Here is a 26,101-nt window from a genome sequence, read left to right as displayed (position 1 = left end):
GTGAACGTCACCCCGTGGTCACGGAACGGTCGAGGGCGCTGCCCTTGACCCACTTGCTCCACGACATCTGGTAGTAGCTCCACCCGTTGAGCGGCGCGAGCTTGCGCTTGGTTCCGGTGATGATCACCGGGTCGCCCCGGTAGGACCAGCCGTAGTACCAGCGGGCGTCCTTGGGCGGCGAGTTGACGCAGCCGTGGCTGACGTTCTGGTGGCCCTGCGCCCACGTGGTCGAGGCCATCGAGTGGATGTACTCGCCGCTGTTGGAGATCCGCACCGCGTGCGGGATGACCTCCTTGTAGCCGCCGTGCTCCTTGTCCTCCGGCTTCACGCCCATCCACTCCGACGTCATGATCGCCGGATTCTCCTTGCCCATGGTGAGGTGGATGCCGCTGGTGGTGAGGTAGGTGTCGACGCCATTGACGACGCGGCCGCCCCGGCCCGCGCTGATCGGCCAACTGCGGACCTTCACGCCGTTCTTCTCGACGACCGCCCTGTGCTTCTTGGTGCTGATCTTCACCATGTGCGCGTCGCCGATGCGGAAGCTGCGGTCGAAGTCGTCCACGCCGTAGGTCTTCTTGCCCGCCTTCACGCCGGACAGCTTCGCCGTGAACGTGACCTTCTGGTTGGGCTTCCAGTACTCGCCGTTCTTCGTCCGGAAGATCACCGTGGTGTCGCTCACCCAGTACCAGGCGCCGGTGGCGGGCTTGGCGGACCTGACGTCCAGGGCCTTCTCCACGGCCGCCTTGTCGTCCACCGCCCGGTTGAAGACGACCTGGATCGGCATGCCGATGCCGACCTTCTCGTTCTTGTTCGGGGTGACGTCGACGATGTCGAGTTCCTTCGCCGCCTTGGCGGTGGCGAAGGAGGCGCTGAGGGTGGCCGTCTTGCCCTTCGGGCTCGTGGCGACGGCGGTGACCTGGTACTTGGAGCCGGGACGCAGCGTCCGCGACTTCCAGGTGGTCTTGTCGGCCCCCATCTCGCCGTCGACGGGCTTGCCCTTGAGCGTGACCGTGACCTGTTGGAGCGTGCCGCCCGCCGCCGTGACGACGACGCCGTCCTCCGGCTGCGCCTTGGCGCTGCCGTTGCCCGGGTTGATCGTCACCTGGGGGACGGAGGCGTCGGCCTTCTCGCCGACGGTGACGCCGCCCTCCTTCTCACCGCCGCTGCACGCCGTCGTGAGGAGCAGCACGACTCCCGCCACACCCGCGCCCGCCCGAACACCCGCGGAAGCTCTCCGCTGCACTGCGACCTCCCGAAACCGCCGTCTACCAGGGAGACATTAGCGATAAAACCAACGAATCCTGCCATGACCCAGGCTTTTCTCTGGTGTCCGAGATCAAAGCGTTGCAAGAGGGACATGTGGGATGACCTGGGTCACCGCAGGGCGCTGCCCTCCCGCCACGTGTCGAAGGACATCTGCCAGAAGCTCCAGCCGTTGAGGGGCTCGACCTCGCGGTCGGAGCCGGTCAGCTTGATGACGTCGCCGCGCTGCATGATGTCGTAGAACCACTTCGCGTTCTCGGGGCTGACGTTCAGGCAGCCGTGACTCACGTTCGCCGAGCCCTGCGCGCCGACCGACCACGGCGCCGAGTGCACGTACTCACCGCTGTTGGAGAAGCGGACCGCGTAGTTGACGACCTGCTTGTAGTAGCCGGGGTCGCCCGGCTGGCGGCCGGGGGACGTCATCGTGACCGGGTTGCCCTTCTCCATCAGCAGGTGGACGCCGCTGGTGGTGGTGAACTCGCGGGTCTGCCCGTTGCCCGCGCTGAACGGGACGGTGCGCAGCTTCTCGCCGTCCCGCGTCACCGTCATGCGGTGCCCGTCGATGTCGCCGGTGGTGATCTGCTTGGCACCGATCGAGATGGTGGCCTGCGCGTCCTTGGCCCCGTACACGCCGCCGCCCGCGTTCACCCCGGCGAGGCTCGCGTGGAAGCGGACGGTCTGGTGCGGCTGCCAGTACGTCTTCGTCCGGTAGATGACCTGGTCGGCGGAGACCCACCGCCAGGCGCCCTCGACGGGCTTGTCGGGCGTGACGCGCAGCGTCCGCTCGACGGCGGCCTTGTCGGTGACCGGGCGGTCGAACCGGACGATGATCGGCATGCCGACGCCGACCTTCTCACCCGTCAGGTTCGGGGTGACGTCGGCGATCGAGAGCGTCTCAGCGGGCTTGAGCGTGGTGAACGAGCTGGTCACGGTGCGGGTCTTGCCGTCGTCACGGGACTGCGCCGTGACGGTGTAGGACGTCCCGGGCGTCAGCGTCCTGGTGGAACGCCACGTCTTGTGGCCGCCGCCGAACGCGCCGGTGACGGTGGCTCCCGCGCCCTGGACGGTGACGTTCTGGAGCTTTCCGTCCGACGCCTTCACCTCGATCGTCCCGTCCGGTTTGACCTGGGCGGTGCCGTTGGCCGGTGTGATCGTCACGGTGGTGGCCGAGTTCCCCGAGGCCAGCTTGCCCGCGCCGCCGACCCCGCAGCCCGTCGCGCAGCCGACCGCGAGGATCGCGGCGGCACCGGCGCCGCCGGTCAGCGCGAGCCTCAATCGCCCCTGAGTCACAGCCAACTCCCCCATCCCCGTTTTTTCACCCAAGTGGTGAATGCGTCTGAGAAAGGAGACGCCACGACCGGGCCGGAAGTTCGGCAAGCCGGGCAGAGATTTCGCTGCTCAGAGACGGCGGCGGGCGAGGAGCGGAGGGATCAGGCCGGTGTCAGGCGGTCGGGGCGGGCTCGTGGTTGACGTGACGCACGAGGCGCTTGAAACCCCACACGGAGACGGCGACGCCGACCGCGCCCAGCCCGGCGACGATGCCGGTGCGGAACCACAGGTACATGCTGATCGACTCGTTGAAGAGCATCCAGAGGCTGACGCCGACGTTCGCGAACAGCACCATCGACCACAGCAGCGAGATCCGCAGGAAGAACCGGTGCACCCTGTCGTGCTTCAGGAACGCCTCGGGGATCGGCGCCATGTCCCGGGCCAGCTTCATGGCGAGGGGACGGCCGAGCGGGACGGACGCGAGGAACGCCAGGCTGATCGTCAGGGTGCCGAGCGTCGGCTGGAGGAAGTACATGACGGCGCTGTGCGTGGCGGCCGCCGTGGCCGCCCGGACCGTCACGCCGACCGCGGCGAGCAGCAGCATGCCCGACACCCGGTGGCCCCGCGCGTAGCGGTAGGCGATGCCGCCGTACACCCAGGCGACGGCGGCGACGAGGGCGCCGTTCAGCCCGAGGAGGGTCAGCGCGGCGTAGAAGACCGCGACGGGGGCGATGACGCCCTCGATGAAGCGCGGGAGCGCGTGCATCAGCAGCGCGGTCACCCGGGGCAGCTCGAACACGTGGTGGCCGCCGCCCTCGGGCGGGGCGACCACCGCCGTCGCCCCTGCGGGCTCGGCGGGAGTTGTCGCTGGTCGTTCCATCGAGTGCTGCGCTCCCCGATCGGTGTGCATGGACTCGGATGTGGTCACGATTGCGCCCTACCGTACGTGATGTACGGCACGCGGTTGTCCGTTTTCGTGTGATCCGGTCGCGTGCCGTCCTTCCCCCCGTGGTTCGGATCAGTGGTCCGTCCAGTTCGGGCGGCGGCCACAAACGGCCAGGATTGAACCCGTGTGACCCACGCCTCACTTCCGACAGTAGCCGGTGCCGGGGTCAGCTCTCCGGCGGGGCGGCCTCAACGTCGCGGGCCGCCGCGTAGACGGCCCTGAGGGTGACCGCGACCGACGGACGGCGCACGCTCGCGGTCCTGGTCACGGCGTACACCTCGCGCGCCAGGGTGCATTCGGGGATGCGCCGGACGGCCACCCCCCGGTCCCCCGCCGACAGCGCCAGGGCGGGCACGGCGGTGATGCCGATGCCGCGCGCCACGAGGCTCAGGATCGCGTGCAGGCCCTCGAACTCCCACGGGACGGGACGGGCCCCGCCCACGGTGTCCATGAGCCGTTCCAGGGCCTGCCGGGACGGTTCCCCGGACGGCGCGGCCATCCAGGGCTCCTCCCTGAGCCGTTGCAGGTCGACGGGCCGGTTCGGGTCCGACATGGGGTGCCCGGCCGGGACGACCAGGACCAGCGGATCGCGGAGCAGGTGGAAGAACTTCAGCGCGGCCGGGGCCTGTTCGGGGACCTTGCCCGTCCAGTCGTCGATCAGCGCGATGTCGACCTCGCCGTTCTGCACCTGCCGGATGCCGTCGCCTGGACGGGTCTGGCGCAGGACGAACGTCAGGTCCGGGTGCTCGGCGAGGCTCTGGGCCAGCGTGGACGCGAAGGCGACGGCGGCGGTGGGGAACGCGGTGACGACGACCCGTCCCATCGGCGTGTCGGAGTGCGCCGACAGCTCCGCCTCGGCGGTCTCCACGAGGCTGAGGATCTCCTCGGCGCGGTCGGCGAGGCGGCGTCCGGCGTCGGTCAGCTCGGCGCTGCGGGCCGTGCGGTCCAGCAGTGGGACGCGGGCCTCCCGTTCGAGGGCCGCCAGCTGCTGCGAGACGGCCGACGGGGTGTAGCCGAGGGCGGCGGCGGTGGCGGCGATGCTGCCCCGGCGGGCGAACTCGGCGAGCAGCCGCAGGCGGCGCAGTTCGAGCATCGCTCCATCTTACGGTCAGCATCGACGAGACTCGCTTGTGATGATGCTGGGAGCGGGAAAGGATGAGACTGAGCCCGGCCGGGTCACACAGGGGGATTCCGCTAGCACTCAGCGTTATCTTCGCATGCCCATTTTTCAGCGTGTCCTTTTTTTGGAGCATTGTGATGCCTGCCCAGGATGAGTCCGCCCGGGAAGAGTCCGACCCCGTCGGGTCGCTGCCGTTCGCGCCGCGTCCCGTCGCGCTGTCGGCGACCCTCGCGGTGAACGAGGCCATCGCCCGCAAGCGCGCGGAGGGCGTCCGCGTCCTGCCGCTCGGCTTCGGCGAGGCGGGGATACCCATCCACCCGGCACTGACCCGTGAACTCTCGTCCGCCTCGGACCGCGGCGGGTACGGCCCGGTCGCCGGGTCGGCCGCGCTGCGCGCCTCCGTCGCCGGGTACTGGTCGCGGCGGGGGCTGCCGACCGACCCGTCCGCGATCGTGGCGGGCCCCGGCAGCAAGCCGCTGCTGTACGCGCTCCTGTCGTCCCTGGGCGGCGACGTGGTGGTCCCGGCGCCGAGCTGGGTCAGCTACGCGGCCCAGGCGTCGCTGTTGGGCGCCGAGCCGATCCGCGTCGCCACCAAGCGCGGCGAGGGCGGGGTGCCGAGCCCGCTGCTGCTGGCCGACGCCGTGGTGCGGGCCCGCGCGCGTGGTCGCGACGTCCGGGCCGTCGTGGTGACGCTCCCCGACAACCCGACCGGGACGCTCGCGTCCGAGGACACCGTCCGGCGGTTGTGCGCGGTGGCCCGCGACCAGGGCCTGGTGATCATCTCGGACGAGATCTACCGCGACCTGGTGCACGCGCCGGGACGCGCCGTCCCGAGCCCGGCCCTGTTCGCGCCGGAACGGACGGTCGTCACCACCGCGCTGAGCAAGAACCTCGCGGCGGGCGGCTGGCGGCTCGGCGTCGCGCGGCTGCCGGACGGCCCCTTCGGCCGCGCGCTGCGCGACAGCCTGCTGGGCGTGGCGAGCGAGATCTGGTCGAGCGCGCCCGCCCCGATGCAGCACGCCGCCGCGTACGCCTTCGGCGAGCCGCCGGAGCTGGTCGAGCACATCGACCGCAGCAGGCGGCTGCACGCCGCGATCACGGCGGCCGTCGCGGACCGGTTCGCCGCCGCGGGCGCCCGCGTCGCGCGCCCCGAGGGCGCCTTCTACGTCTACCCCGACTTCGGGCCGATCCGGGACGCGCTGGCCGCGAACCACGGCGTCCGCACGGCCGCCGACCTGACGCACCTGCTTCTGGAACGTTACGGAGTGGGCGTCCTGCCCGGCAGCTCCTTCGGCGACGCCCCGGCCCTGCTGCGGACGCGGGTGGCGCCGAGCCAGCTGTACGGCGACGACGACGCCCAGCGCCTCCAGGCCCTGGCGTCGCCCGCCCCGGCAGCCCTGCCGTGGATCGCGGGCGCCCTGGACCGGCTGAGCGAGGTGCTCGCGGGACTGACCGAGACCGTCACCGTGAGCGAGCCCGTTCCCGTTTGAGGCCGAATGGCGTCGAGAATTGCGGAGGGTAAGGGAGTCGAACCCCTTCGAGTGTCACCTCGACGACCGTTTTCGAAACGGCTGCCTTACCGTTCGGCCAACCCTCCCGGGGGCCCGTCGCGGGCCGTCCGTCCGGCGGACGGCCCGCGGCGGAACGAGAGTGGACCAGCAGGGAGTCGAACCCTGATCGCCTCCTTGCAAGGGAGGTGTGCTTCCGTTACACCACAGGCCCAGCGTGGTTCTCAGCAGGGGCGGTAGGAGTCGAACCCACTTTCCGCCGGATTTGGAGACCGGCCGCCTAACCGGTGGCTCACCCCTTCGCGCTTTCGTTGTGATCAATGATGCGCGGGGCTCGTCGGCGGGCACAAAGGATTTTCTGCGTGAAGGCGCGGATGCGCACCGTCATCGGGTCGTGATCGACTTCCGAGTGGTCGCCACCCGACCCGTTCGGAGCGTATAAGCGTGGTGTAAGGTCCAACGACGCACGGGGGGCGAACGTCACGAATCAACCGGTGGCAGGCCAAGGGACGCGCTGTCCCGTTTGACCGTGGTAAACCCGACAACAGGCACGACGTCACGCGAGTGATGGAAGAAGGCGAGGGGGCCCGCCATGAGGCACGCACGGGACGGGGCTGCCGCGGCGATGAGCGCCGCCTCCAGAATCCTGGTCGCGCGGGGCAAGAACGAGCCCCAGGAGATGGAGAACCCCGACGTCGCCTGGGGTCAGCGCGCCCGCGACGGCGTGTGGGTGCCGACCAAGGACGGGCAGCGGATCCACCTCGGCATCGACGTGGCCGCGGCCGACACCGTCGCCCAGGTGCTGCGCCCCAGCCTGCGGGTGTTCGTCGGCGTGGACGTCGACACCGACATCGTCGCGCAGACCACCTCCGGCGGGGTGCGGCTGCTGACCGTCATCCACGGCCCCGACGCGCCCTCCGAGTTCCGCTTCACCCTGTCCCTCGCCGACGGCCTGGCGCTGGAGTCGATGCCGTCCGGCGGGTACGACGTCGTCCACCTGCGGTACGGCGCGACCGTCGGGCGCCTCTACAACCCGTGGGCCAGCGACTCGATGTTCCGCCAGGTGAAGGCCGACTACACCCTTGAGGGCCCGGCGGTGACGATGCGCATCCAGCACTCCGACGCGTACTACCCGGTCGTCGCCGACCCCCACTACGAGCGCTGAGCGACCCCCGCGCTCCCCGTCTCCGCCCGTCTCTGCCCGTCTCTCCGATGCGCGTCGACGCGTCGGCTTCTCGTCATAAGGTTGTGGCACCGCCCGCGCGTCCGGCTCCCGGCGGCGCCGCCGGGCACGATCGCCCCGGGTCCCCGAGACTGGAGTCCTTGTGATCTTCGCCCATGACACCGAGCACGCGCTCGCCGTCGTCGTCGACCTGATCAACACCGGCGCGGCGACGTCCGGCGCCGAGGAGCTCGGCGGGCTGCCCGGCCTGCACGCCTTCGTGGCGCGCAACACCTTCAGCGACATCGGCGACCTCACCGACTCCGACCTCGCCCGCGTCCTCGACCTGCGCGAACGGTTCCACGCGGTGTTCCACGCCGGGGACGTGCCGGCCGCCGTCCAGCGCGTCAACGAGATCGTCGGCGAGGTCCGCGCCACGCCGCACCTGACCGACCACGACGGCTACGACTGGCATGTGCACTTCTTCGCGCCCGGCGCGCCCCTCGGCGAGCACCTGGCCGCCGACTGCGGCATGGCGCTGGCGTACGTCATCGCGTCCGGCGAACTCGACCGGCTGCGCACCTGCGAAGCGCCCGACTGCTCCCGCGTCCTGGTCGACCTGTCCCGCAACCGGTGCCGCCGCTACTGCGACAGCCGCACCTGCGGCAACCGCATGCACGTGGCCGCCTACCGCGCCCGCAGGAGAGCCCTGTAGCACACGCTAACCTCATGTTTCACGCTCGTTGCGGGTTCTCTCCCGTGGTGGGCCCACATCGGACCTATTCGGCCAGGAGGATCCGCTGTCCAGGCGAGCACTCATCACCGGCATCACCGGACAGGACGGCTCATATCTGGCCGAGCATCTGCTCGCCCTGGGGTACGAGGTCTGGGGCCTGGTGCGGGGGCAGGCGAACCCCCACGTGTCACGGCTGCGCAAGCACATCGGCGACGTGCAGATCACCACCGGCGATCTGCTCGACCAGGGCAGCCTGATCTCGGCCGTGGAGCGGGTGGAGCCGGACGAGGTCTACAACCTCGGCGCGATCTCCTACGTGCCGATGTCCTGGCAGCAGGCGGAGCTGACCGCCGAGGTGACCGGCATGGGCGTGCTGCGGATGCTGGAGGCGATCCGGGTGGTGTCGGGCATCAGCCCGTCCAGGACGCCGGGACGCGGCCAGATCCGCTTCTACCAGGCGTCCTCGTCGGAGATGTTCGGGATGGTGCGCGAGACGCCGCAGAACGAGCGGACGCCGTTCCACCCGCGCAGCCCGTACGGGGTCGCGAAGAGCTACGGGCACTACATCACGCAGAACTACCGCGAGTCCTACGGGATGTTCGCGGTCAGCGGGATCCTGTTCAACCACGAGTCGCCGCGCCGGGGCGCCGAGTTCGTCACCCGCAAGGTGTCGCTCGGCGCGGCCCGCATCAAGCTCGGCCTCGCCACGGAGCTGCGCCTCGGCAACCTGGACGCGCGCCGCGACTGGGGCTTCGCGGGCGACTACGCCCGCGCGATGCGGCTGATGCTCGCGCAGGACGCTCCCGAGGACTTCGTCATCGGCACGGGCCAGACCCAGTCGGTGCGCGAGCTGGTCGAGTTCGCGTTCCGCACGGCCGGTCTCGACTGGGAGGACCACGTCGTCCACGACGCCCGCTACACGCGCCCGGCGGAGGTCGACCTGCTGTGCGCCGACCCGAAGAAGGCCCGCGAGCAGCTCGGCTGGGAGCCCGAGGTGACGTTCGAGGACCTGGTCACGATGATGGTCCGCTCCGACCTGCGGCTGCTGTCGGGGTCGGCGCGTCCCGAGGACGAGCCGTTCAGCCCCGATCATTGGTGAACCCGTGACCGGGCCCGTGACACCATATGGGCATGGCCACTTGCGAACATGTGCAGAGCGTTCCGGTCGAGGACCCGTCCCCGAACACGCCGCAGGGGTGCGAGGAGTGCCTGGCCGAGGGGACGCGGTGGGTGCACCTGCGGCTCTGCCTGAGCTGCGGGCACGTGGGCTGTTGCGACTCGTCCCCGATGCGGCACGCCACCGCGCACTTCGAGAAGGAGGGGCACCCGATCGTCCGCTCGTTCGAGCCGGGCGAGGACTGGCGCTGGTGCTTCGTGGATGAACTGATCGTCTGATGCCGGACGTCCGGCTGAGCACGGGGCCGGGCCGCTGGATCCTGCTGGCGACGGTGCTCGGGTCGGGTGTGGCGCTGCTCGACTCCACCGTCGTGAACGTGGCGCTCCCGAAACTGGGCCACGACCTGAACGCCGGAATGGCCGGACTCCAGTGGACGGTCAACGCGTACACCCTCACCCTCGCCGGTTTCATCCTGCTGGGCGGGTCCCTGGGCGACCGCTACGGCCGACGCCGGATCTTCCTCATCGGCGTCGTGTGGTTCGCAATAGCGTCGGTCCTGTGCGGCATGGCCCTGAACATCGAGATGCTGATCGTGTCCCGCGCCCTCCAGGGAGTGGGCGGCGCCCTCCTCACCCCCGGCGCACTGGCGATCATCCAGGCGTCCTTCGTCGCCGACGACCGTCCCCGAGCCGTGGGCGCCTGGTCGGGACTCGCCGGAGTCGCGGGCGCGGTCGGCCCGTTCGCGGGCGGCTGGCTGGTGGAAGTGGCCGGATGGCGCTGGGTGTTCCTCCTGAACGTCCCGCTCACGGCCGTAGTGGTCCTGGTCGCCGTCAGGCACGTCCCCGAGAGCGTCGACCCGGAATCACACGGCCGCTTCGACGTCCTGGGCGCCGCCCTCGCGGCCCTGGCACTGGCCGGAACGACCTACGCACTGACCGAGGCCCCGGACGGCGCGTCCCTGGCAGTCATCACCGCAGCCGTCGCAGGAACAGCGGCCGCCGTCACCTTCGTGACAGTGGAGCGAAACAGAGGCAACCGCAAGAACCCACGACCAATGCTCGCCTTGGACGTGTTCGCCTCCCGCCAGTTCTCCGCCGTCAACATCGTCACGTTCATCATGTACGGCGGGATGGGCGTGATGTTCTTCCTGTTCGTCCTGAACCTCCAGGTCGTCGGCGGCTTCTCCCCCATCGCCGCGGGCACGGCCCTCCTCCCGGTAACGGCCCTCATGCTGCTCCTCTCAGCACGGGCGGGAGCGCTGGCCCAAAAGATCGGCCCCAGACTCCCCATGACGATCGGCCTCCTCATCGCAGCGGCCGGAATGCTGTGGGTGGGGCAGATAGACGCGGACTCGTCCTATGTCCGGGGCGTCCTACCCCCCGTCGTCGTCTTCGGCCTGGGCCTCTCAGCAGTAGTGGCGCCGCTCACCGCCACGGTCCTGGCCACGGCCGACGTCCGCCACGCGGGCGTCGCCAGCGGCGTCAACAACGCCGTGGCCCGAGCCGCGGGACTCCTGGCCGTGGCGGCGATCCCGCCGATAGCGGGCCTGACCGGCGACGCCTACAACGACCCGAGCAAGTTCTCGCACGGATTCGGGATCGCGATGGCGACCTGCGCCGCGATGCTCGCCGCCGGTGCCGTGCTGAGCTTCCTGACCGTCAGCGACGACGCGCTGCGCGCCCCGTCCGGCGAACCCGTCGAGCCCGAGTGCAGGAGCCACTGCGCCGTGGGCGCCCCCCAACTCCAACCCGACCGGGACACCGCACCTTGATCAACAGGGCGTAGCGGTTCAATCTCGGTCCGATTCCGGCTATGTCCGGGCCCCGAGAGGTTCGTTGGCATACGGTCGGTGCATGAATCTGCGGCAGCTGCGCTATGTCGTGGCGACCGCCGACCACGGCACGATGACGTCGGCGGCCCAGGCTCTCTACGTGGCCCAGCCCGCGCTCTCGCGGGCCGTCCGCGAACTGGAACGCGAACTCGGCGTCGAACTGTTCGCGCGCTCGGGACGCGGCGTCGCCCTCACCGACGTCGGCGCGGAGGTGGTCCGCCAGGCCCGCGTCGCCCTGGACGCGGTCGACGCCATCGAGGGCCTGGCGGTGACCCGGGCCGACGGCCGAGGCGCCGAACTGCGCATAGCCGTGACGTCGTCCCTGGAACCGGAGCTGACCGGCCGCCTCCTCCCCCGCTTCGCCCGCTGCCAACCGGCCGTCCGCGTCCGCGTCGTCCGCTGCGAGGACCGCGACCGCGTCACCATCGCCCTCCGCGCCGGCCGCGCCGACCTCGCGCTCACCGACCTCCCCATGCCGGGCGACATGACGGCCCACCCGTTCGAGCAACGCGAGGTCGTCCTGATCTCACCCCCCACCCTGAAGATGCGCGAACCCCTCCCGCCCACCGTCCTGGACGGCCTCCGCCTGGTCCTCCCCGCCCGAGGCGGCGCCCGCCGAGCCGAGATCGACACCGTCCTCAGACGAATCGGCGCCACCCCCATCGCCGCCGTGGAGTCCGACGAACGAGGCGCCTGGATCGGCTGGGTAAGAGCGGGCCTGGGCTCCCTCCTCTGGTACCGCAACCAGATCGACGACACCGAAGGCGTCACCGTCCGCTCCTTCATGCCCCCCATAACCCGCATGAGCGGCATCGTCCACCCCCACCGCAAACTCCCCCCGGCAGCCCGAGACTTCCTGACCTTCGCCAAAGAAGAAGCTGCTGGCTAACTGGGGGGGCGCCCCCCAATAAACTCCACGAAGTGGAGACTACGCATGCGCTTTGGTTGCTTGCTGTGCCTGTTACCGCCCTCATGGTGGCTGCCGGGGCGCGGCGGGCTGGGGTTTCGGCGCCGTTGATTCTGGTGATCGCGGGGTTGCTCGTCTCGTTCGTGCCGGGGGTGCCGGAGTTCGAGCTCGATCCGGAGGTGGCGCTGTACGTGTTCTTGCCGCCGTTGTTGTTCGCGGCGGCTTGGCAGAGTTCCTACACGAATCTGCGGCAGAACGTGTGGGGCATCGGGTTGTTGTCGGTCGGGCTGGTGCTGTTCACGACGTTCGCGGTGGGGTACGTGGCGTATCTGCTTGTGCCTGGTCTGCCGCTTCCGGCGGCGTTCGTGCTGGGGGCGATCGTGGCACCGCCGGACGCGGTGGCGGCGGTGAGCATCGCGCAGCGGCTGGGGTTGCCGCGGCGGACGGTGACGGTGCTGGTCGGGGAGAGCCTGTTCAATGACGCGACGGCGTTGACGGCGTTCCGGGTCGCGTTGATCGCGGCGACGGGCGCGGGGTTCACGTTGGCGGACGGTGTGTGGCGGTTCCTCTTCGCGGCGGCCGTGGGCGCTGCGGTCGGGTTGTCGCTCGGGCCGCCGCTGCACTGGTTGCGAACGCGGCTCAACGATCCGCTGGTGGAGAACGGTGTCGCGGTGGTGACGCCGTTCGGGGCGTACCTGATCGCGGAGAGCCTGCACGCCTCCGGGGTGATCGCGGTGGTCGTGAGCGGGCTCTATCTGGGGCATCGGGCCACCGAGTCGGCGGCGGCGACGCGGTTGATCGGACGGTCGTTCTGGAAGGTGATGGTCTTCGTCCTGGAGTCCGTGGTCTTTCTGCTGATCGGGTTGCAGTTGCCGCCGGTGCTGGACGGGTTGTCGGGCCGCAGCACGCCGGAGTTGGTGTGGTGGGCGATCGCGGTGTTCGCGGCCACGGTCGTCGCGCGGTTCGTCTGGGTCTTTCCGGCTTCGTACGTCCCGTGGTTGATGTCCAGGCGGGAACGAGGACGGGAGCACGTCGGGTGGCGGGGACGGGTCGTCCTGTCGTGGGCGGGCATGCGGGGTGTGGTGTCGCTGGCGGCGGCGTTCGCGATTCCGTTCACCACGTCGGATGACGCGGCGTTCCCGGGGCGCGATCTGATCCTGTTCCTGACGTTCACGACGGTTCTCGGGACGTTGCTGGTGCAGGGCCTGACGTTCCCGGCGTTGATCCGCGTGCTCGGTGTCGGTGGTGAGCGGGAGCGTTACGCCGACACCGTCGCGGAGGCGGGGGCGCAGCACGCGGCGGCGCAGGCGGCGCTCGAGCGGCTGGAGGAGCTGATCGCCGAGGACGAGGTGGACGCCGCCGTGGTCGACCGGCTGCGTGAACTCGCCGAGCATCGGCAGTTGCGCGTGTGGGAGCGGCTCGGCGGCGGGACGGGCCCGGAGGGCGCGGAGGTGCCGACGGCGGCGTACCGGCGGTTGCGGCGGGAGATGCTCGCGGCCGAGCGGCGGGTTTTCGTGCGGATGCGCGACGAGCGTCGTCTCGACGACGAGGTGCTGAGCCGGGTCATGAACGAGCTGGACCTGGAGGAGGCCGCCCTCCACAGGGAGTAGGGCACCGGGAGTGAGACCGGATGCCCTGGCCACGGTGCGTACGCCGTGGCCAGGGCGAGGGGGTCCGGTCAGGACGTCCCGTTGAGGGGTTGGTCGGGCAGCTCGACGGTGTAGGACTCCTTCACCACGTCCAGATGGTGCCAGGACTCGCGCACCGTCACGCCGGGCACGGCCCGGATGGAGTCCAGCACGGCGACCAGCTCGCTGCGCGAGGCGGCCTCGGCCTGTCCGACGATGTCGTAGCGACCGAAACCGGTCGCCAGGTAGCGGATGCCCTCCAGGGCGGCGACCGCGTCGGCGGCCCGTCGCAGCCCGCCGGTGACCACCAGCCCGAACCCGCCGAGCTCGGCGGCGCCGAGGGCCAGCGGGTCGGCCAGGCCGGTGACCTGGATGACGCCCGAACGCATGAGCCTGACCACCCGGGCCCGGGTGGCGGCCTGCGACAGGCCGATGATGTGCGCGAGCCGGGTGTAGGGGGCGCGCCCGTCGCGCTGCAGCTCCTGTAGGAGGCGCCAGTCGATGCCGTCGAGGCTGACCTCTTCGAGCTCGCGTACCACCGCGTGCGTGTCGCGCACGGTGGACACCGACCGGAAAACCTCCGCCGCCCGCACCCCGGGGACGGACCTGATGCGGTCCACCTCGGCGGCGAGCGTGGCGTCGTCACGGGTGCGCACCTGCGCGACCAGGTCGTACGGGCCCGCGGTCAGCGCGGTGAAGCTGACGGCGGGACGGTCGGCGACGACCGCGGCGACCTTCCGGGCCGAGCCGTCCACCGTGACCGAGAGGTGCCCGATGGCCTCCGCCCCGACGACGGCGGCGTGCACGATGCCGACGACGCGGACGACCTGGGTTTCGAGAAGGTGCTGTACCCGTGCCCGCACGGCCGTGCGGGAAAGCCCGACGCGGTCGGCGAGGGCCTGGAACGTCGCCCTGCCATCCCGCTGGAGCTCGCGGACGAGCACGGCGTCGACCGCATCCAGCACGGTTCTCCTCCTCGACATGTCATGAATCGGTTTGTCGGCGACTGCAAGATCATTCCATTTCAGGACGGTATGACGTCAAATATTGATCTTGCTCGTGTTCGCGGTGCCCGGTGGCCGTCGAAGCGGCTGTGGCGAGTTCCGAGTGACGACGTTTCCGGCGCCGCGTACTCCCGTCGGGAAGCGCAACGAGGCCGGTTTTTCGCACGCGGACCGGGCGTTTTCGGGGTCGGCGGTGGACGCGCGCGGTGGCCATGATCACTGTGCTGGTCGCCGTGCTGCCAGGGCGGCGCGCGACGCGGAGAAGCGCGGCCGACCGGGTCCGAGTGCGTGGGCTGCATGCGCTTCTCCCGGTGTTCTGATGTCACGCCCCTTACGGCGGTACCGCCGTTCGTGTGAGGCACATGTAAGAAAAGTGCATCGAGGGCGCAGTTACGTCAAGAGGTAACTTTACAGAGAGCCAAGCCTCACGTTGCACGGTTTCCACCACGTCGTGAAGTTCTGTTCGACGGCCGGGTCGCCCGCCCGCACCGCCCGCGCCGGGGGCCTCCGTCAAGATTGGCGGCGGCGGCCCCGTCCGGGTCGGTTCCGACGCGACCGGGTATGGCCGACAATGGACGGTGGCCCAGCCACCCTGACCTGCGATTGGTGTGGATTAGACCCGTGCGCCTGCTGAACGGTGAGCGGCCCGCTCACGACCTCACCTACAACGACGTCTTCATGGTCCCGCGCCGCTCCGCGGTCGGGTCGCGCCTGGAGGTCGACCTGTCGACCGTGGACGGCAGCGGGACGACGATCCCGCTCGTGGTCGCCAACATGACGGCCGTGTCCGGCCGCCGGATGGCCGAGACCGTCGCGCGGCGCGGCGCGATCGCGGTCCTGCCACAGGACATTCCGGTCGAGGTCGTCGCCGAGGTGATCGGCTGGGTCAAGGGACGCGACCTGGTCGTCGACACCCCGATCCGGCTCGGTCCGTCCGCGACGGCGGGCGACGCGCTGGCGCTACTGCACAAGCGGGCCCACAACGCGGTGATCGTCGTCGCGGACGACCGTCCGGTCGGCGTCGTCACCGAGGCCGACTGCCAGGGCGTCGACCGGTTCGCGCAGCTGAGCGACATCATGTCCCGTGACCTGGTCACGGTGCCGGACGGCGTCGACCCGCGCGAGGCCTTCGACCGGCTGCACGGGCGCGGCCACCGTCTCGCGCCCGTCGTGGACGCGGACGGACGGCTCACCGGCGTCCTCACCCGCACGGGCGCGCTGCGCGCCACGCTCTACTCCCCCGCCGTGGACGGCGCCGGACGGCTGCGGATCGCCGCCGCGGTCGGCGTGAACGGCGACGTCGCGGGCAAGGCGAAGGCGCTGCTGGACGCGGGCGCCGACCTGCTCGTCGTCGACACCGCGCACGGCCACCAGGACAAGATGATCAGCGCGCTGACCGCCGTCCGGGCACTGGACCCGGCAGTGCCGGTGGTGGCCGGGAACGTGGTGACCGCCGAGGGCGTCCGCGACCTGGTCGAGGCGGGTGCGGACATCGTCAAGGTCGGCGTGGGCCCCGGCGCGATGTGCACGACCCGGATGATGACCGGGGTCGGCCGCCCGCAGTTCTCCGCCGTCCTGGAGTGCGCCGCCGAGGCCCGGCGGCTCGGCAGGCACGTGTGGGCGGACGGCGGCGTCCGGCACCCCCGCGACGTGGCGCTGGCGCTGGCGGCGGGCGCGGCCAACGTGATGGTCGGGTCCTGGTTCGCGGGCACCTACGAGTCGCCCGGCGACATGCAGCGCACCGCCGAGGGACGGCTGTACAAGGAGAGCTTCGGGATGGCGTCCGCGCGGGCGGTGCGGCTGCGCACCGCCGACGACTCGCCGTTCGACCGGGCCCGCAAGGCGCTGTTCGAGGAGGGGATCTCCACGTCCCGGATGTTCCTCGACCCGCGGCGTCCCGGCGTGGAGGACCTGATCGACTCGATCGTGGCCGGGCTGCGCAGCTCGTGCACGTACGCGGGCGCCCGCACGCTGGAGGAGTTCCACGAGCGGGCCACCATCGGGATCCAGGGTTCGTCCGGATTCGCGGAAGGTATGCCGCTGTCCAGCAGTTGGTGAAATCCACTCCATACACTGCGTGGCCTTCGCGACACGCCGCGTTTTGACTTGGCCTTTCCGCCGTTTCTGACTGCACGCTCTTGATCAGAGGGGCGGAGAAGGGGGTCTTCGTCCCCGAAGGGGGCGAAAGCATGGCGGAGGGCGATCCGGGCGGGGACGAGACGGGTCCGCACGGGACAGGTGGAGCCGCGACAGGCGGGCACGAGACAGGCGGGCACGGGACGTGGGGGCTGGTGCGGGCGCTGCTGATCGCGGCGGTGTCCCCGGTGCTGCCCGGCATCGCGCAGCTGCGGTCCGGACGGGTCAGGCTCGGCGCGGCGCTGCTCGGCGCGCAGGCGCTGCTGGTCGGGGGAGCCGTGGCCGCCGCCTGGCGGGGCCGGTCGCTGTTCCTGGAGCTGTCGGTGCGGCCCGGCTGGCTGCTGGCGGTGTCGGCGGGCTGCGTCGTTCTGGCGGGGCTGTGGGCGGTGCTGATCATCCACTCCTACGCCGTGCTGGTGCCGGACGGCCTGTCCCCGCTCTGGCGGGCCGCCGGGGCGACGACCGTGTCGGTGCTGTGCGTGCTCGCCGTCCTCCCGCCGCTGACCATCGCCCAGTACGGCCGTATCCAGCGCGACCTGGTGGAGAGCCTGTTCGGTGAGGGGACGTCCGCGAGCGCGGCCGGACGGGCGGCGGGCGCCCCGGCGGACACCGCCGACCCGTGGGCGGACACGCCGCGCCTCAACGTGCTCCTCATCGGCGGTGACGCCGACGTGGGCCGCCCCGGCGTCCGCACCGACAGCATGACGCTCGCCAGCGTGGACACCAGGACCGGGAACACGCTGCTGCTGAGCCTGCCCCGCAACCTTCAGCACGTGCCGGTGTGGTCGGGCACCAAGCGGGTTCCGTTTCCGCCCGAGGAGCTGCTGAACGAGGTGTACGACAACGGCGTCCACCATCCCGGTCTGCTGGCGGGCGACGAGCACGTCCGCAACACGGGCGCCGAACTGCTGAAGCGGACCGTCTCGCACATCCTCGGCCGTCCCGTCCCCTATTACGCGATGGTGGACATGCGCAGCTTCCGGCAGATCGTGGAGGCCGTCGGCGGCGTCCGGGTCTGCGTGGAGCACGCCGTCCCGGTGCCGAAGGAGCAGGTGCCCTCCGGCGTGCTCAGGCCCGGCTGCCGCAGGCTCACGGGCCGGGAGGCCCTCTGGTACGGGCGGTCCCGGACGGACAGCGACGACTACGCGCGGATGAGCCGCCAGAAATGCCTGATGTGGGCACTGGCGCGGCAGGCGGGGCCGATGACGGTGCTCCGCAGCTTCCAGCGGCTCACCAAGGTGTTCAAGTACTCCGTCAACACCGACCTGCCGCGCGAGCTGCTGCCGCCGCTGGTCCAGCTGTCCGCCAAGATCAGGAACGCCGAGATCACCAGCCTCCAGTTCGTCCCGCCGATCATCTCGACCTGGCGTCCGGACTACCGGAAGATCAAGGCGATGGCGGCGCGGGCGGTGCGGGACTCGGCGGCCGGCGTCCCCGCGACGGGCGCCCTGCACGTGCTCGGCGACGGCTGCGGCTGACCCGCCGCGCCCACCTCCGCGCCCACACCCGGCGGCAGTTGAGATCGACTTGCACGCAACCTTTGCCCGGTTCCGAGCGTCCTTAAAGTGAGCCAAGGCTTATTTCACGGTGTGCGGGAATCGGGGACTACATGGGTCGATCGGCGAGTCGGCGTGCTCGGACGGGGGACGCGGAGCGTTCGTCCGGCGGAGGTCTGCTCCGCGCGCTGGCGCTGACGCTCGCGTCCGCCCTGGTCTGGGGGGTCGCCCACTTCGTCACCGGCCGCCGCGTCGCCGGAGGCCTGCTGCTGGCCCTGTACCTGGCGCTCGCCGCGTCCCTCGCCGCCGCCGCCACGACGTACCGCTCGGAGCTGCCGGAGCTCGCCGTCCAGCCGGACTGGCTGGAGCGCCTCACCGCCGGGCTCGTCGTGCTCGGCCTGGTGTGGATGCTCGTCGTGGTCCGCTCCTACTTCGTGCTGCGCCCGTCCGGGATGTCGGGCGGGGCCCGCTCGCTCGGCGGGGCCATGGTCGTCGTGATGTGCGTCACCGTCGCCGCGCCCGCGGCCTGGTCGGCGCACAAGAGCTACGTCGCCCGGGACGCCCTGACCAGCATCTTCCGCACCGGCAGCGAGAACGGCAGGCCCGTCGACACCGACGACCCCTTCGACGGGGAGCCGCGCGTCAACATCCTGCTCATCGGCGGTGACGCCGCCGAGAACCGCACCGGTGTGCGGACCGACAGCATGACGGTCGCGAGCGTCGACACCGAGACCGGCGACACGGTGCTGCTGAGCCTGCCGCGCAACCTGGAGAACGCGCCGATGCCGCCGGGCCCGGCCCGCGACCGGTTCCCGTACGGCTTCACGGGCGACGGTCCGCAGAACCCCGGCCTGCTGAACGAGGTGTACCAGTACGCCGAGGAGCACCCGGACGTGGTGCCCGGCGTCGCCAAGAACCACCGCGGCCCCGAACTGCTGAAGGCCACCGTCGCGGGCGTCCTCGGCCTGCGCGTCGACTACTACATCCTCGTCGACATGTTCGGCTTCGCCGACATCGTGGACGCCATGGGCGGCGTCAAGATCAGGGTCGACCACCCCATCCCGTACGGGCTGCGCGGCCAGGTCCTGCAACCCGGCTACCGCAAGCTGACGGGCAAGGAGGCCCTCTGGTACGGGCGGTCCCGCACCAACAGCAGCGACTACGTCCGGATGGGACGGCAGAAGTGCCTGATGCAGGCGATCGCCGAGCAGGCCAACCCGCAGACCGTCCTCACCAGCTTCGACAAGCTCGCCGCCGCCGCCAAGCGGACCCTGTCCACCGACATCCCGCAGGAGCTGCTGCCCGCGCTGGTGAAGCTGTCCAACAAGGTGAAGGACGACGCGCACATCAACAGCCTCCAGTTCGTGCCGCCGCTGATCTACTCGGGCAACCCCGACTTCGACCTCATCCGCAAGCTGACGTCCGACGCGATCAACACCGACCCCCGCCAGGTGAGCACCCACCCGAGCACGCCGACTAGCGGGACGCCCTCCCAGGCCGGGCAGTCCCAGGACGGTGACGGGGACGGGACGTCGAAGCCGTCCAGCAAGCCGGTGTCCCTCAAGTCCAGCTGTCCTTCCTGACCCTTCCCACGGTCCGCTCCCCCACCAAACAGTGCCAAGGGGGGCGGTGCGGTGAGAAAACGCTCCGCGGAGGGGGGAAGATTGAGGAGGAACATGTCCTCGATCTCCTGGAAAGGCGGATGCGGGTGCCCCGGATCCATGGCTGCGACGCCTTCCGCGTGGTGATGCGGCGCGGGCGGCGGCCGGTGAGCGTCCTCGTCCGCCTCGCGTCCGCCGACGCGGTCGGCTGGGGCGAGATGGCCGTCCCGCCCGACGCGAACCACCCCGACGCGAACCGTCCCGGCCCGCACGGCTCGGACGGCTCGGGCGCGGACGGCTCCGGCGCGGCGTGGGCCGACATCGAGGAGCGCATGGGCCCCGCGCTGATCGGGCTCGACTGGGACCGTCCCGAGGACGTGTCCGCCGCGGCCGACCTCGGCGCCAGCGAGGCCGCCGCCGCCATCGACACCGCCTGCTGGGACCTGTGGTGCCGGACGCGGGGCCTGCCGCTCGCGCACGCCCTCGGCGGCACCCGCACGTCCATCGTGACGGGTGCGCGGATCGCCCCCGAGGCGACGCTCGACACGGTCGCGGGCCGTGTCAACCAGGCCGTTGGAGCGGGCCACACCCGCGTCACGCTGGACATCCGTCCCGGCTGGGACATCGAGCCGATCCGGACGGTCCGGCAGGCGTACCCGGCGCTGGCGCTCGTCGCCGACGCGGGCCACGCCTACACCGAGTCCGCCGAGCACCTGGCGGTGCTGGAGGGCCTGGACGCCTACGGCGTGGTGGCGATCGAGCGGCCGTTCCCCGCCGGTGACCTGGCCGCGCACGCCCGGCTCCAGCTCCGGGTCGGCACCGCCGTCGCCCCGGCCGTCGGCGACCTGGACACCCTCGACGCGGCGCTGACGCTCGACGCGGGCCGCGCGCTGCACCTGCGCCTGGACCGGCTCGGCGGGCTCACCGCCGCCCGCAGCGCCCACGACCTGGCGTACGCGGCGGGCTGGGACGTGTGGTGCAGCGGCTCCGGCGCGTTCGGCATCGGGCAGGCCGCCGCCGTCGCGCTCGCCTCCCTGCCGGGCTGCACGCTGCCGAGCGACGTGTCGGACCCGGCGGGCGGCCCGGTGTTCGTGACCCCGCCCGTCCGGTCGTCCGGCGGCGTGGTGGGCGTGCCGCTCACCCAGCCCGGCCTCGGCCACGTGATCGACGAGGAGCGCATCGAACGGCTGGCGACGCGCCGGATGCGCCTGTCGACGTGACGTCCGCCCCGGCGTGGGTGGTCGCGGGCCCGCCCGGCTCCGGGAAGAGCACCGTGGCGGGGCTGCTGCTGGCGCGGCTGCGTCCTGTCCCCGCGCTGCTGGACAAGGACACGCTGTACGGGCCGTTCGTGGCGGCGGGCCGCGACCCGGGAGAGCGCGAGGGCCCCTGGTACGACGGGCACGTCAAGCCGCACGAGTACGCGGGGATGACGGCGGCGGCGCGGGAGATCCGGGGGCACGGCTGCCCGGTGCTACTGAACGGCCCGTTCACCGGGTACATTCGCTCCCCGTCCCGCTGGGCGGAATGGGGTGACGCGCTGGGTGGGCCGCCCGTGCGCCTCGTCTGGATCCGGACGGACGCGGCGACACTGCGCCACCGCCTGGAGGAACGCGGCTCGCCCCGCGACACCGGCAAGCTCGCGGCGTTCGACGCCTTCACGGCCCGGATGCGTCCGGACGAGCCGCCTCCCGTCCCGCACACGGCGGTCGACAACCGGCTGACGGCGGCGAGGTCACTGGCCGCCCAGCTGGACGACCTCCTCGGCTGACGTGCTCACCCGTTCCCACCGGACGGCGGGTCCGGCGGCCGGTACGGGTCGGGCGCCCAGTGCTGTGCGGGCCGCTGCTGATCGGGCTGCACGACCGGCCCGTAGTCCGGCAGGGGCGGCTCGATCGCGGGCGGCTGGCCAGGCGGCGGTTCGGGTGGGCGTTGGGCGGACTTGCGGTCGGTGTAGGCGCCCTTGATGCGTCCGCCGAGGCGTTTGCCCACGTCCTGGGCCTGCCTGGCCCGTTCGCCCTGGGCCGCGTCCCGCATCTTGGCGGCGGACCGGCGGCCCAGGTCCTGCGCCTGCCGCATGCGGTCCTCGGTGGCGAGGCGCGCTGCCTGGTCGCGGACGGCGTAGCCCGCCGCCTGCGTCCCGGCCCAGGCCCGTCCGGCGCCCTGCCGGGCGAACTCGGCGGCGCGCCGGTAGGTGTGCGCGGGCACCACGACCGTGCCCGCCGCGCGGTCGGCGAGAGTGCGGCGCGCACCGAACAGCGCGGGCACGCTGTTGGCCACGAACACCGAGACGGCCGTCATCCACGCCAGGACGGCGACGAAGAACATGCCGTGCAGCAGCAGGATCCAGGCGACGCAGTACAGGCCGGTGCCGCCCGCCGTGGTGAGGGCGGCGCGGCGCAGCACGCGCGACACCGCGGGCTTCACCTTCATCGCGGGCTGGACGTTCCCGACACGCAGATCCAGGACGGTCTTGCCGAGGGTGCGACCGGCGAGGGCCTGTCCGGCAAACTGGTGCAGGAACTCGACGAGAACCAGCAGGATCAACGCCTGCTCAATGGCGCCGACGACCGAATGCCAGATGCTCATGCCGAAATTCTCGGCGGCGGCCTCGATGTCGCCGCCGGACAGCAACAGCCCCCAGATTCCGCTCAGCACCTGGTCCCAGAGGCCGTCGTTGAGGATGCCGTTCAGCCGTCCCCAGGTCATGACGCCCAGGAAGAAGGCCACGACGGCGAGGGCGGTGGCGTCGATGCTCCAGGCAGCGAACCGCCGGCCACGCGCGGCCGCGAACCCCTGGGCGACGGCGGGCGGAGGCCCCGGGACGGCAGGGGGCGGGACCGGATAAGGACCGTACACGTAGCCCTCTAACTATTGTGAGACATCGGCGACTGTTTGATCACGGGGTGTGCAAATCCTAAAACGACCAAAAGCGTCCCGCCAACAGTTTCCGAGGGTTCGGACGACGATTTCTCGCAGTGACTCGCCACGACCCGCGACAACCGAGGTGGGAGCGGCACGGCCCGACGACAACGCGGTGATCCTCGTCTCGGAGCTTTGACGCGGACGGCGTGGTCGGCGCAGAATCTGAACTCATGTTCAGAACATCGGTTCAGATCGAGCGCCCGCCGAGAGCGGCACGTTTCCCGGCGACATGCGACGTGGCCGTGCTCGGCGGCGGGCTCGCCGGGATGGCGACGGCGGCGCGGCTCCAGGCGGCGGGAGTGTCCACCCTGGTCATCGAGGCGCACGGGCACGTGGGCGGCTGCGCGGGCTACTACCGGCGGCGCGGGTTCTCCTTCGACGTGGGCGCCACGACGATGGTGGACTTCGAACCCGGTGGCGTCGGCGCGGAACTCCTCGACAGCATCGGCATGGACCCGGTGCCCGGCGAGGCGCTGCCCGGCTACGTCGGCTGGCTGCCCGACCGCAAGGTCACCCTGCACCGCGACGCGCGGTCCTGGCACCGCGAACGGCTCCGCGCGCTCGGCGACACGCCCCGCCACCGCGCCTTCTGGTCCCAGCTCGACCGGATCGCGCAGGTCTTCTGGGACGCCAGCCGCGCCGGGGTGCGGCTGCCGATGCGCCGTCCCGCCGACGCCGTCCACAACCTGCGGGCGCTCGGGCCGCGCGGGCTGCCGCTCGCCCGCCACCTGAACACGACACTCGGGGACGCCCTCGTCCGGCACGGCCTGCGCGGCGACGCCCCACTGGTCGGGCTGCTGTCCATGCTGGTGGAGGACACGGTGCACAGCACCGTCGACCGGGCGCCGCTCATCAACGCCGCGCTCGGCGTCACCATCCGCGGCGCCGGACTCACCCGCGCGGACGGCGGCATGCGCGGCTTCTGGCGGCGATTCCTCGCCCACTACCGGAGTCTGGGCGGGGAACTGCGCGTCGGCTGCCAGGTCATACGGGTGTCAGGACGGGACGGGGCGTTCACCGTCCACACCCAACGCGGCGTCGTGCACGCCCGGCAGGTGGTGAGCGCGCTTCCCGCCGCCACCACCGCACGGGTCGTCCCCGCCCTGGCGGCACCACTCCGCCCCTACCTGCTCCGGGACGAACCCGACCAGGGCGGCGCCATCGTCGTGTTCCTCGGCGTGCCGGACGACGAGGTCGCCGGACAGGAGTTCACCCACCACCAGCTCCTCCAGGACTACGAACGGCCGCTCGGCGACGGCAACAACATGTTCGTGTCTGTGTCCGCGCCGGGCGACACCGAGAGCGCGCCGCCGGGCGAACGCGCCGTGATGATCTCCACGCACACCGGCCTCGCCGGCTGGCAGGGGCTGTCGGACGCCGACTACGAGGTCCGCAAACGGGCGATCGGGGAACAGCTCGTCGGGTTCGCGCGCCGCGTCCACCCCCGGTTGGGCGAACGGGCGCGGGTCTGGGACGTGGGGACGCCGCGTTCCTACGAGCGTTTCGCGTTCCGGCCCAGCGGCGCGGTCGGCGGCGCCCACCAGAGCTTGCGCAACACGAACCAGAACGCCGTCCCGCACTCGCTGGGCGTCCCCGGCCTGTGGCTCGTCGGCGACTCCACCTGGCCCGGCCTCGGCACCGTCGCCTGCGCGCTGGGCAGCCGGATCGTCGCGGACGAGGCGCTGCGAGCGGCGGTGCGCCGATGACGCTCCCCAAACTGTCCGACCTGGGCGCCGACCTGCTCGTCACGACACGTGGACGGCGGGCCCTCACCCTGTCGCTCCCCTACGCGGGCATCACCCTGTTCGCCTCCGCGTGGCTCGCGGGATGGTGGTGGCTGACCCCTCTCATCGCGTTCGGGATCTTCGTGGCGGTGGTGACGGCGACGCACGACGTCGTCCACCGATCCCTGGGACTCGGCAGACGTCCAACCGAGTGGGCCCTGTTCCTCCTGGGCGCCGTCCTTCTGGAAAGCGGTCATGCCTACCGCGCCACACACCTCCAACACCACCGGACGTTCCCCAGCGACGACGACCCGGAAGGGTACCCGGCGAACCTGTCCGCGGTCGGAGCGCTCTTGTACGGGCCGGTGTTCCTCATCCGTCTGTGGTGGTGGGCGTACCGGCGCGGACGTGGGAGCCAACGACTGTGGCTGCTGGCAGAGGCGGCACTACCGTTCGCGGCCGTCGCCGCCGGTATCACCCTCTCGCGGGGGCTGCTCGTGTACGCCGTCATGATGATCGTGGGAAGCTGGGTCTATCCGCTGCTGACCGTCCACCTGCCGCACCGGCACTACGGGGACACGCCGCTCACGCAGACCCGCACGTTGCGCGGACGAGTCGTCCCCGCGTTGTTCCTGGAGTTGACGTACCACTTGGAGCATCATCTGTACCCGCAGGTCCCAAGCCACCGTCTGGCCCGGCTCGCCCGGCGGCTCGACCCCGTCCTCGACGAGGCCGGGGTCAAACCCTGGAAAGTGATCTGAGCGACATGGCGCCACGCGCGGAGACCCGGAACCGCCTCCTCGAAGCGGCCATCCGGACGCTCGCCGTCGAAGGCTACGGCGGGACGACGGCACGCTCGATCGCCCGCACGGGCGGCTTCGCGCCCGGCGTCATCTACTACCACTTCGAGGACCTGGAGGCCCTGCTGGTCGCGGCGCTCCGCCACACCAGCCAGGCCCGGCGAGCCTACTACGAGGAGGCCCTCGGCTCCTGCACGGACGCCGCCGAACTCATCTCCCGTCTCCGCGACCTGTACGCCGAGGACATGCGGGACAAGGGGCACATCGACGCGGTCCAGGAACTCGTCACGGCATCCGCGACATCACCCCGGGTCCGCGCGGAGCTGCTCGCGCACATTGATTCCTGGTCGGAGTTCGCGACCGACGCCGTCCAACGCCTCGTCGCGGGGACGACTTTTGAGGACATGGCCCCGTCCCGTGACATCGGCATGATGGCGGTCGCCATGTTCCTCGGCGTGCAGACCCTCATCCACCTGGACGGCGACCGTTCCCGCATCCAGTCACTGTTCGCCACGGTCGAACCCGCCGCCATCCTCTGGGACACCTTCGCGGGCAACCGCACCCCAACACCCGACAAATGAGAAAGGCCCCGCCGTAAACGGCGGGGCCCTCCCCAACGAAATGTCCGGCGGTGTCCTACTCTCCCACACAGTCTCCCATGCAGTACCATCGGCGCTGAAAGGCTTAACTTCCGGGTTCGGAATGGGACCGGGTGTTTCCCTCTCGCCAAAACCACCGAACGCCACACGCACCACCCCAACCAACAGGGTGGGCAAACTCAAGCGTTCACACACGTATCCAGTTGTGAACAGGGTTCCCGGTTGTTTCCTGGGAACCACACAGGGACGCGAACATCTTCTTGCAGCGATTTGGATTGAACGTATTGTGTGTTCAAGCCACTCGGCCTATTAGTACCGGTCGACTCCACACC

22 protein-coding genes, 3 tRNA genes and 1 rRNA gene are annotated in these 26,101 nt (G+C 71.1%); 16 read left to right on the top strand and 10 right to left on the bottom strand.

The genetic code is table 11. The annotated features are described in order from the left end of the window. Nucleotides 1–7 precede the first annotated feature (7 nt). The 4 genes from ABD808_RS03745 to ABD808_RS03730 all read right to left on the bottom strand — a co-directional run bounded on the left by ABD808_RS03745 (nucleotide 8) and on the right by ABD808_RS03730 (nucleotide 4,571). Nucleotides 8–1,243, bottom strand: a complete 1,236-nt coding sequence (locus ABD808_RS03745) for a L,D-transpeptidase (protein ID WP_344889658.1) — start codon at nucleotides 1,241–1,243, stop codon at nucleotides 8–10. Nucleotides 1,244–1,374: 131 nt separating this feature from the next. Continuing rightward, a complete protein-coding gene (locus tag ABD808_RS03740; RefSeq protein ID WP_344889655.1) occupies nucleotides 1,375–2,553 on the bottom strand; it encodes a L,D-transpeptidase in 1,179 nt (392 codons plus the stop codon). 151 nt (nucleotides 2,554–2,704) lie between these two features. Further along, nucleotides 2,705–3,460: a VC0807 family protein gene (locus ABD808_RS03735; RefSeq protein WP_344889652.1), complete on the bottom strand. Its 756-nt coding sequence runs from the start codon at nucleotides 3,458–3,460 to the stop codon at nucleotides 2,705–2,707. 184 nt (nucleotides 3,461–3,644) lie between these two features. Further along, a complete protein-coding gene (locus tag ABD808_RS03730) occupies nucleotides 3,645–4,571 on the bottom strand; it encodes a LysR family transcriptional regulator (protein ID WP_344889648.1) in 927 nt (308 codons plus the stop codon). A gap of 164 nt (nucleotides 4,572–4,735) precedes the next feature. On the opposite strand from ABD808_RS03730, the gene ABD808_RS03725 reads away from it, so the two are divergent. Beyond that, nucleotides 4,736–6,088 (top strand): pyridoxal phosphate-dependent aminotransferase, encoded by a 1,353-nt coding sequence (locus ABD808_RS03725; RefSeq protein ID WP_344889645.1) that lies wholly within the window; start codon nucleotides 4,736–4,738, stop codon nucleotides 6,086–6,088. A gap of 22 nt (nucleotides 6,089–6,110) precedes the next feature. On the opposite strand, the gene ABD808_RS03720 is transcribed toward ABD808_RS03725, so the two are convergent. The 3 genes from ABD808_RS03720 to ABD808_RS03710 form a co-directional block, all read right to left on the bottom strand. Then, nucleotides 6,111–6,195 (bottom strand) — tRNA-Ser (locus ABD808_RS03720). A 54-nt stretch (nucleotides 6,196–6,249) separates the two neighbouring features. Beyond that, a tRNA-Ala gene (locus tag ABD808_RS03715) sits at nucleotides 6,250–6,320 on the bottom strand. A 14-nt stretch (nucleotides 6,321–6,334) separates the two neighbouring features. Beyond that, nucleotides 6,335–6,406, bottom strand: a tRNA-Trp gene (locus tag ABD808_RS03710). 292 nt (nucleotides 6,407–6,698) lie between these two features. On the opposite strand from ABD808_RS03710, the gene ABD808_RS03705 reads away from it, so the two are divergent. The 7 genes from ABD808_RS03705 to ABD808_RS03675 all read left to right on the top strand — a co-directional run bounded on the left by ABD808_RS03705 (nucleotide 6,699) and on the right by ABD808_RS03675 (nucleotide 13,469). Further along, on the top strand, nucleotides 6,699–7,271 hold the full coding sequence (locus tag ABD808_RS03705) for a hypothetical protein (protein WP_344889642.1): 573 nt from the start codon (nucleotides 6,699–6,701) through the stop codon (nucleotides 7,269–7,271). Nucleotides 7,272–7,431: 160 nt separating this feature from the next. Beyond that, nucleotides 7,432–7,983: a CGNR zinc finger domain-containing protein gene (locus ABD808_RS03700; protein WP_344889637.1), complete on the top strand. Its 552-nt coding sequence runs from the start codon at nucleotides 7,432–7,434 to the stop codon at nucleotides 7,981–7,983. An 85-nt stretch (nucleotides 7,984–8,068) separates the two neighbouring features. Further along, nucleotides 8,069–9,103, top strand: a complete 1,035-nt coding sequence (locus ABD808_RS03695) for a GDP-mannose 4,6-dehydratase (RefSeq protein ID WP_344892817.1) — start codon at nucleotides 8,069–8,071, stop codon at nucleotides 9,101–9,103. A 32-nt stretch (nucleotides 9,104–9,135) separates the two neighbouring features. Beyond that, nucleotides 9,136–9,399: a ubiquitin carboxyl-terminal hydrolase 14 gene (locus ABD808_RS03690; RefSeq protein ID WP_344889632.1), complete on the top strand. Its 264-nt coding sequence runs from the start codon at nucleotides 9,136–9,138 to the stop codon at nucleotides 9,397–9,399. After that, nucleotides 9,399–10,892 carry an MFS transporter gene (locus ABD808_RS03685; RefSeq protein WP_344889629.1) on the top strand — a complete coding sequence of 498 codons (1,494 nt, stop codon included), beginning with the start codon at nucleotides 9,399–9,401 and terminating at the stop codon, nucleotides 10,890–10,892. The genes ABD808_RS03690 and ABD808_RS03685 overlap by 1 nt, the downstream gene beginning before the upstream one ends. An 82-nt stretch (nucleotides 10,893–10,974) precedes the next feature. After that, nucleotides 10,975–11,841: a LysR family transcriptional regulator gene (locus tag ABD808_RS03680; RefSeq protein WP_344889626.1), complete on the top strand. Its 867-nt coding sequence runs from the start codon at nucleotides 10,975–10,977 to the stop codon at nucleotides 11,839–11,841. Nucleotides 11,842–11,924: 83 nt separating this feature from the next. Then, complete coding sequence (locus ABD808_RS03675; protein ID WP_344892814.1) at nucleotides 11,925–13,469, top strand: Na+/H+ antiporter; 1,545 nt, start codon at nucleotides 11,925–11,927, stop codon at nucleotides 13,467–13,469. A 68-nt stretch (nucleotides 13,470–13,537) separates the two neighbouring features. On the opposite strand, the gene ABD808_RS03670 is transcribed toward ABD808_RS03675, so the two are convergent. After that, nucleotides 13,538–14,452, bottom strand: coding sequence for an Lrp/AsnC family transcriptional regulator (locus ABD808_RS03670; RefSeq protein ID WP_344889622.1), 915 nt, complete (start codon nucleotides 14,450–14,452; stop codon nucleotides 13,538–13,540). 660 nt (nucleotides 14,453–15,112) lie between these two features. Between ABD808_RS03670 and ABD808_RS03665 the strand changes: the two genes are divergently transcribed. The 5 genes from ABD808_RS03665 (at nucleotide 15,113) to ABD808_RS03645 (ending at nucleotide 21,492) form a co-directional block, all read left to right on the top strand. Beyond that, on the top strand, nucleotides 15,113–16,549 hold the full coding sequence (locus ABD808_RS03665) for a GuaB1 family IMP dehydrogenase-related protein (RefSeq protein WP_344889619.1): 1,437 nt from the start codon (nucleotides 15,113–15,115) through the stop codon (nucleotides 16,547–16,549). Nucleotides 16,550–16,680: 131 nt separating this feature from the next. Next, nucleotides 16,681–18,105 carry an LCP family protein gene (locus ABD808_RS03660; RefSeq protein ID WP_344889616.1) on the top strand — a complete coding sequence of 475 codons (1,425 nt, stop codon included), beginning with the start codon at nucleotides 16,681–16,683 and terminating at the stop codon, nucleotides 18,103–18,105. 131 nt (nucleotides 18,106–18,236) lie between these two features. Beyond that, entirely contained in the window at nucleotides 18,237–19,706 is a 1,470-nt protein-coding gene (locus ABD808_RS03655; RefSeq protein ID WP_344889613.1) for an LCP family protein, read from the top strand. Nucleotides 19,707–19,825: 119 nt separating this feature from the next. Next, nucleotides 19,826–20,944: an enolase C-terminal domain-like protein gene (locus ABD808_RS03650; RefSeq protein ID WP_344889610.1), complete on the top strand. Its 1,119-nt coding sequence runs from the start codon at nucleotides 19,826–19,828 to the stop codon at nucleotides 20,942–20,944. After that, nucleotides 20,941–21,492: a P-loop nucleotide/nucleoside kinase family protein gene (locus ABD808_RS03645; RefSeq protein ID WP_344889607.1), complete on the top strand. Its 552-nt coding sequence runs from the start codon at nucleotides 20,941–20,943 to the stop codon at nucleotides 21,490–21,492. The genes ABD808_RS03650 and ABD808_RS03645 overlap by 4 nt, the downstream gene beginning before the upstream one ends. A 5-nt stretch (nucleotides 21,493–21,497) precedes the next feature. Here ABD808_RS03645 and ABD808_RS03640 read toward each other — a convergent pair whose 3' ends face one another. Further along, nucleotides 21,498–22,580: an RDD family protein gene (locus ABD808_RS03640; RefSeq protein ID WP_344889604.1), complete on the bottom strand. Its 1,083-nt coding sequence runs from the start codon at nucleotides 22,578–22,580 to the stop codon at nucleotides 21,498–21,500. Between the two features lie 236 nt (nucleotides 22,581–22,816). Here ABD808_RS03640 and ABD808_RS03635 point away from each other — a divergent pair, with 236 nt between their 5' ends. Genes ABD808_RS03635 through ABD808_RS03625 form a run of 3 tightly spaced genes read left to right on the top strand, consistent with a single transcriptional unit; the run spans nucleotide 22,817 to nucleotide 25,751 of the window. Further along, entirely contained in the window at nucleotides 22,817–24,352 is a 1,536-nt protein-coding gene (locus ABD808_RS03635; RefSeq protein ID WP_344889601.1) for a phytoene desaturase family protein, read from the top strand. After that, entirely contained in the window at nucleotides 24,349–25,131 is a 783-nt protein-coding gene (locus ABD808_RS03630; RefSeq protein WP_344889596.1) for a fatty acid desaturase family protein, read from the top strand. Before ABD808_RS03635 ends, ABD808_RS03630 begins: the two co-directional genes overlap by 4 nt. 5 nt (nucleotides 25,132–25,136) lie before the next feature. Further along, nucleotides 25,137–25,751: a TetR/AcrR family transcriptional regulator gene (locus ABD808_RS03625; protein ID WP_344889593.1), complete on the top strand. Its 615-nt coding sequence runs from the start codon at nucleotides 25,137–25,139 to the stop codon at nucleotides 25,749–25,751. A 42-nt stretch (nucleotides 25,752–25,793) separates the two neighbouring features. On the opposite strand, the gene rrf is transcribed toward ABD808_RS03625, so the two are convergent. Next, nucleotides 25,794–25,910 (bottom strand): 5S ribosomal RNA (rrf, locus tag ABD808_RS03620). Nucleotides 25,911–26,101: the final 191 nt, after the last annotated feature.

It is taken from the genome of Actinomadura meridiana (assembly GCF_039537545.1).
GTDB classification, from domain to species: domain Bacteria; phylum Actinomycetota; class Actinomycetes; order Streptosporangiales; family Streptosporangiaceae; genus Spirillospora; species Spirillospora meridiana.
The sequence above is the reverse complement of the archived record's forward strand: the minus strand, read 5'-3'. Positions and strand labels throughout refer to the sequence as shown.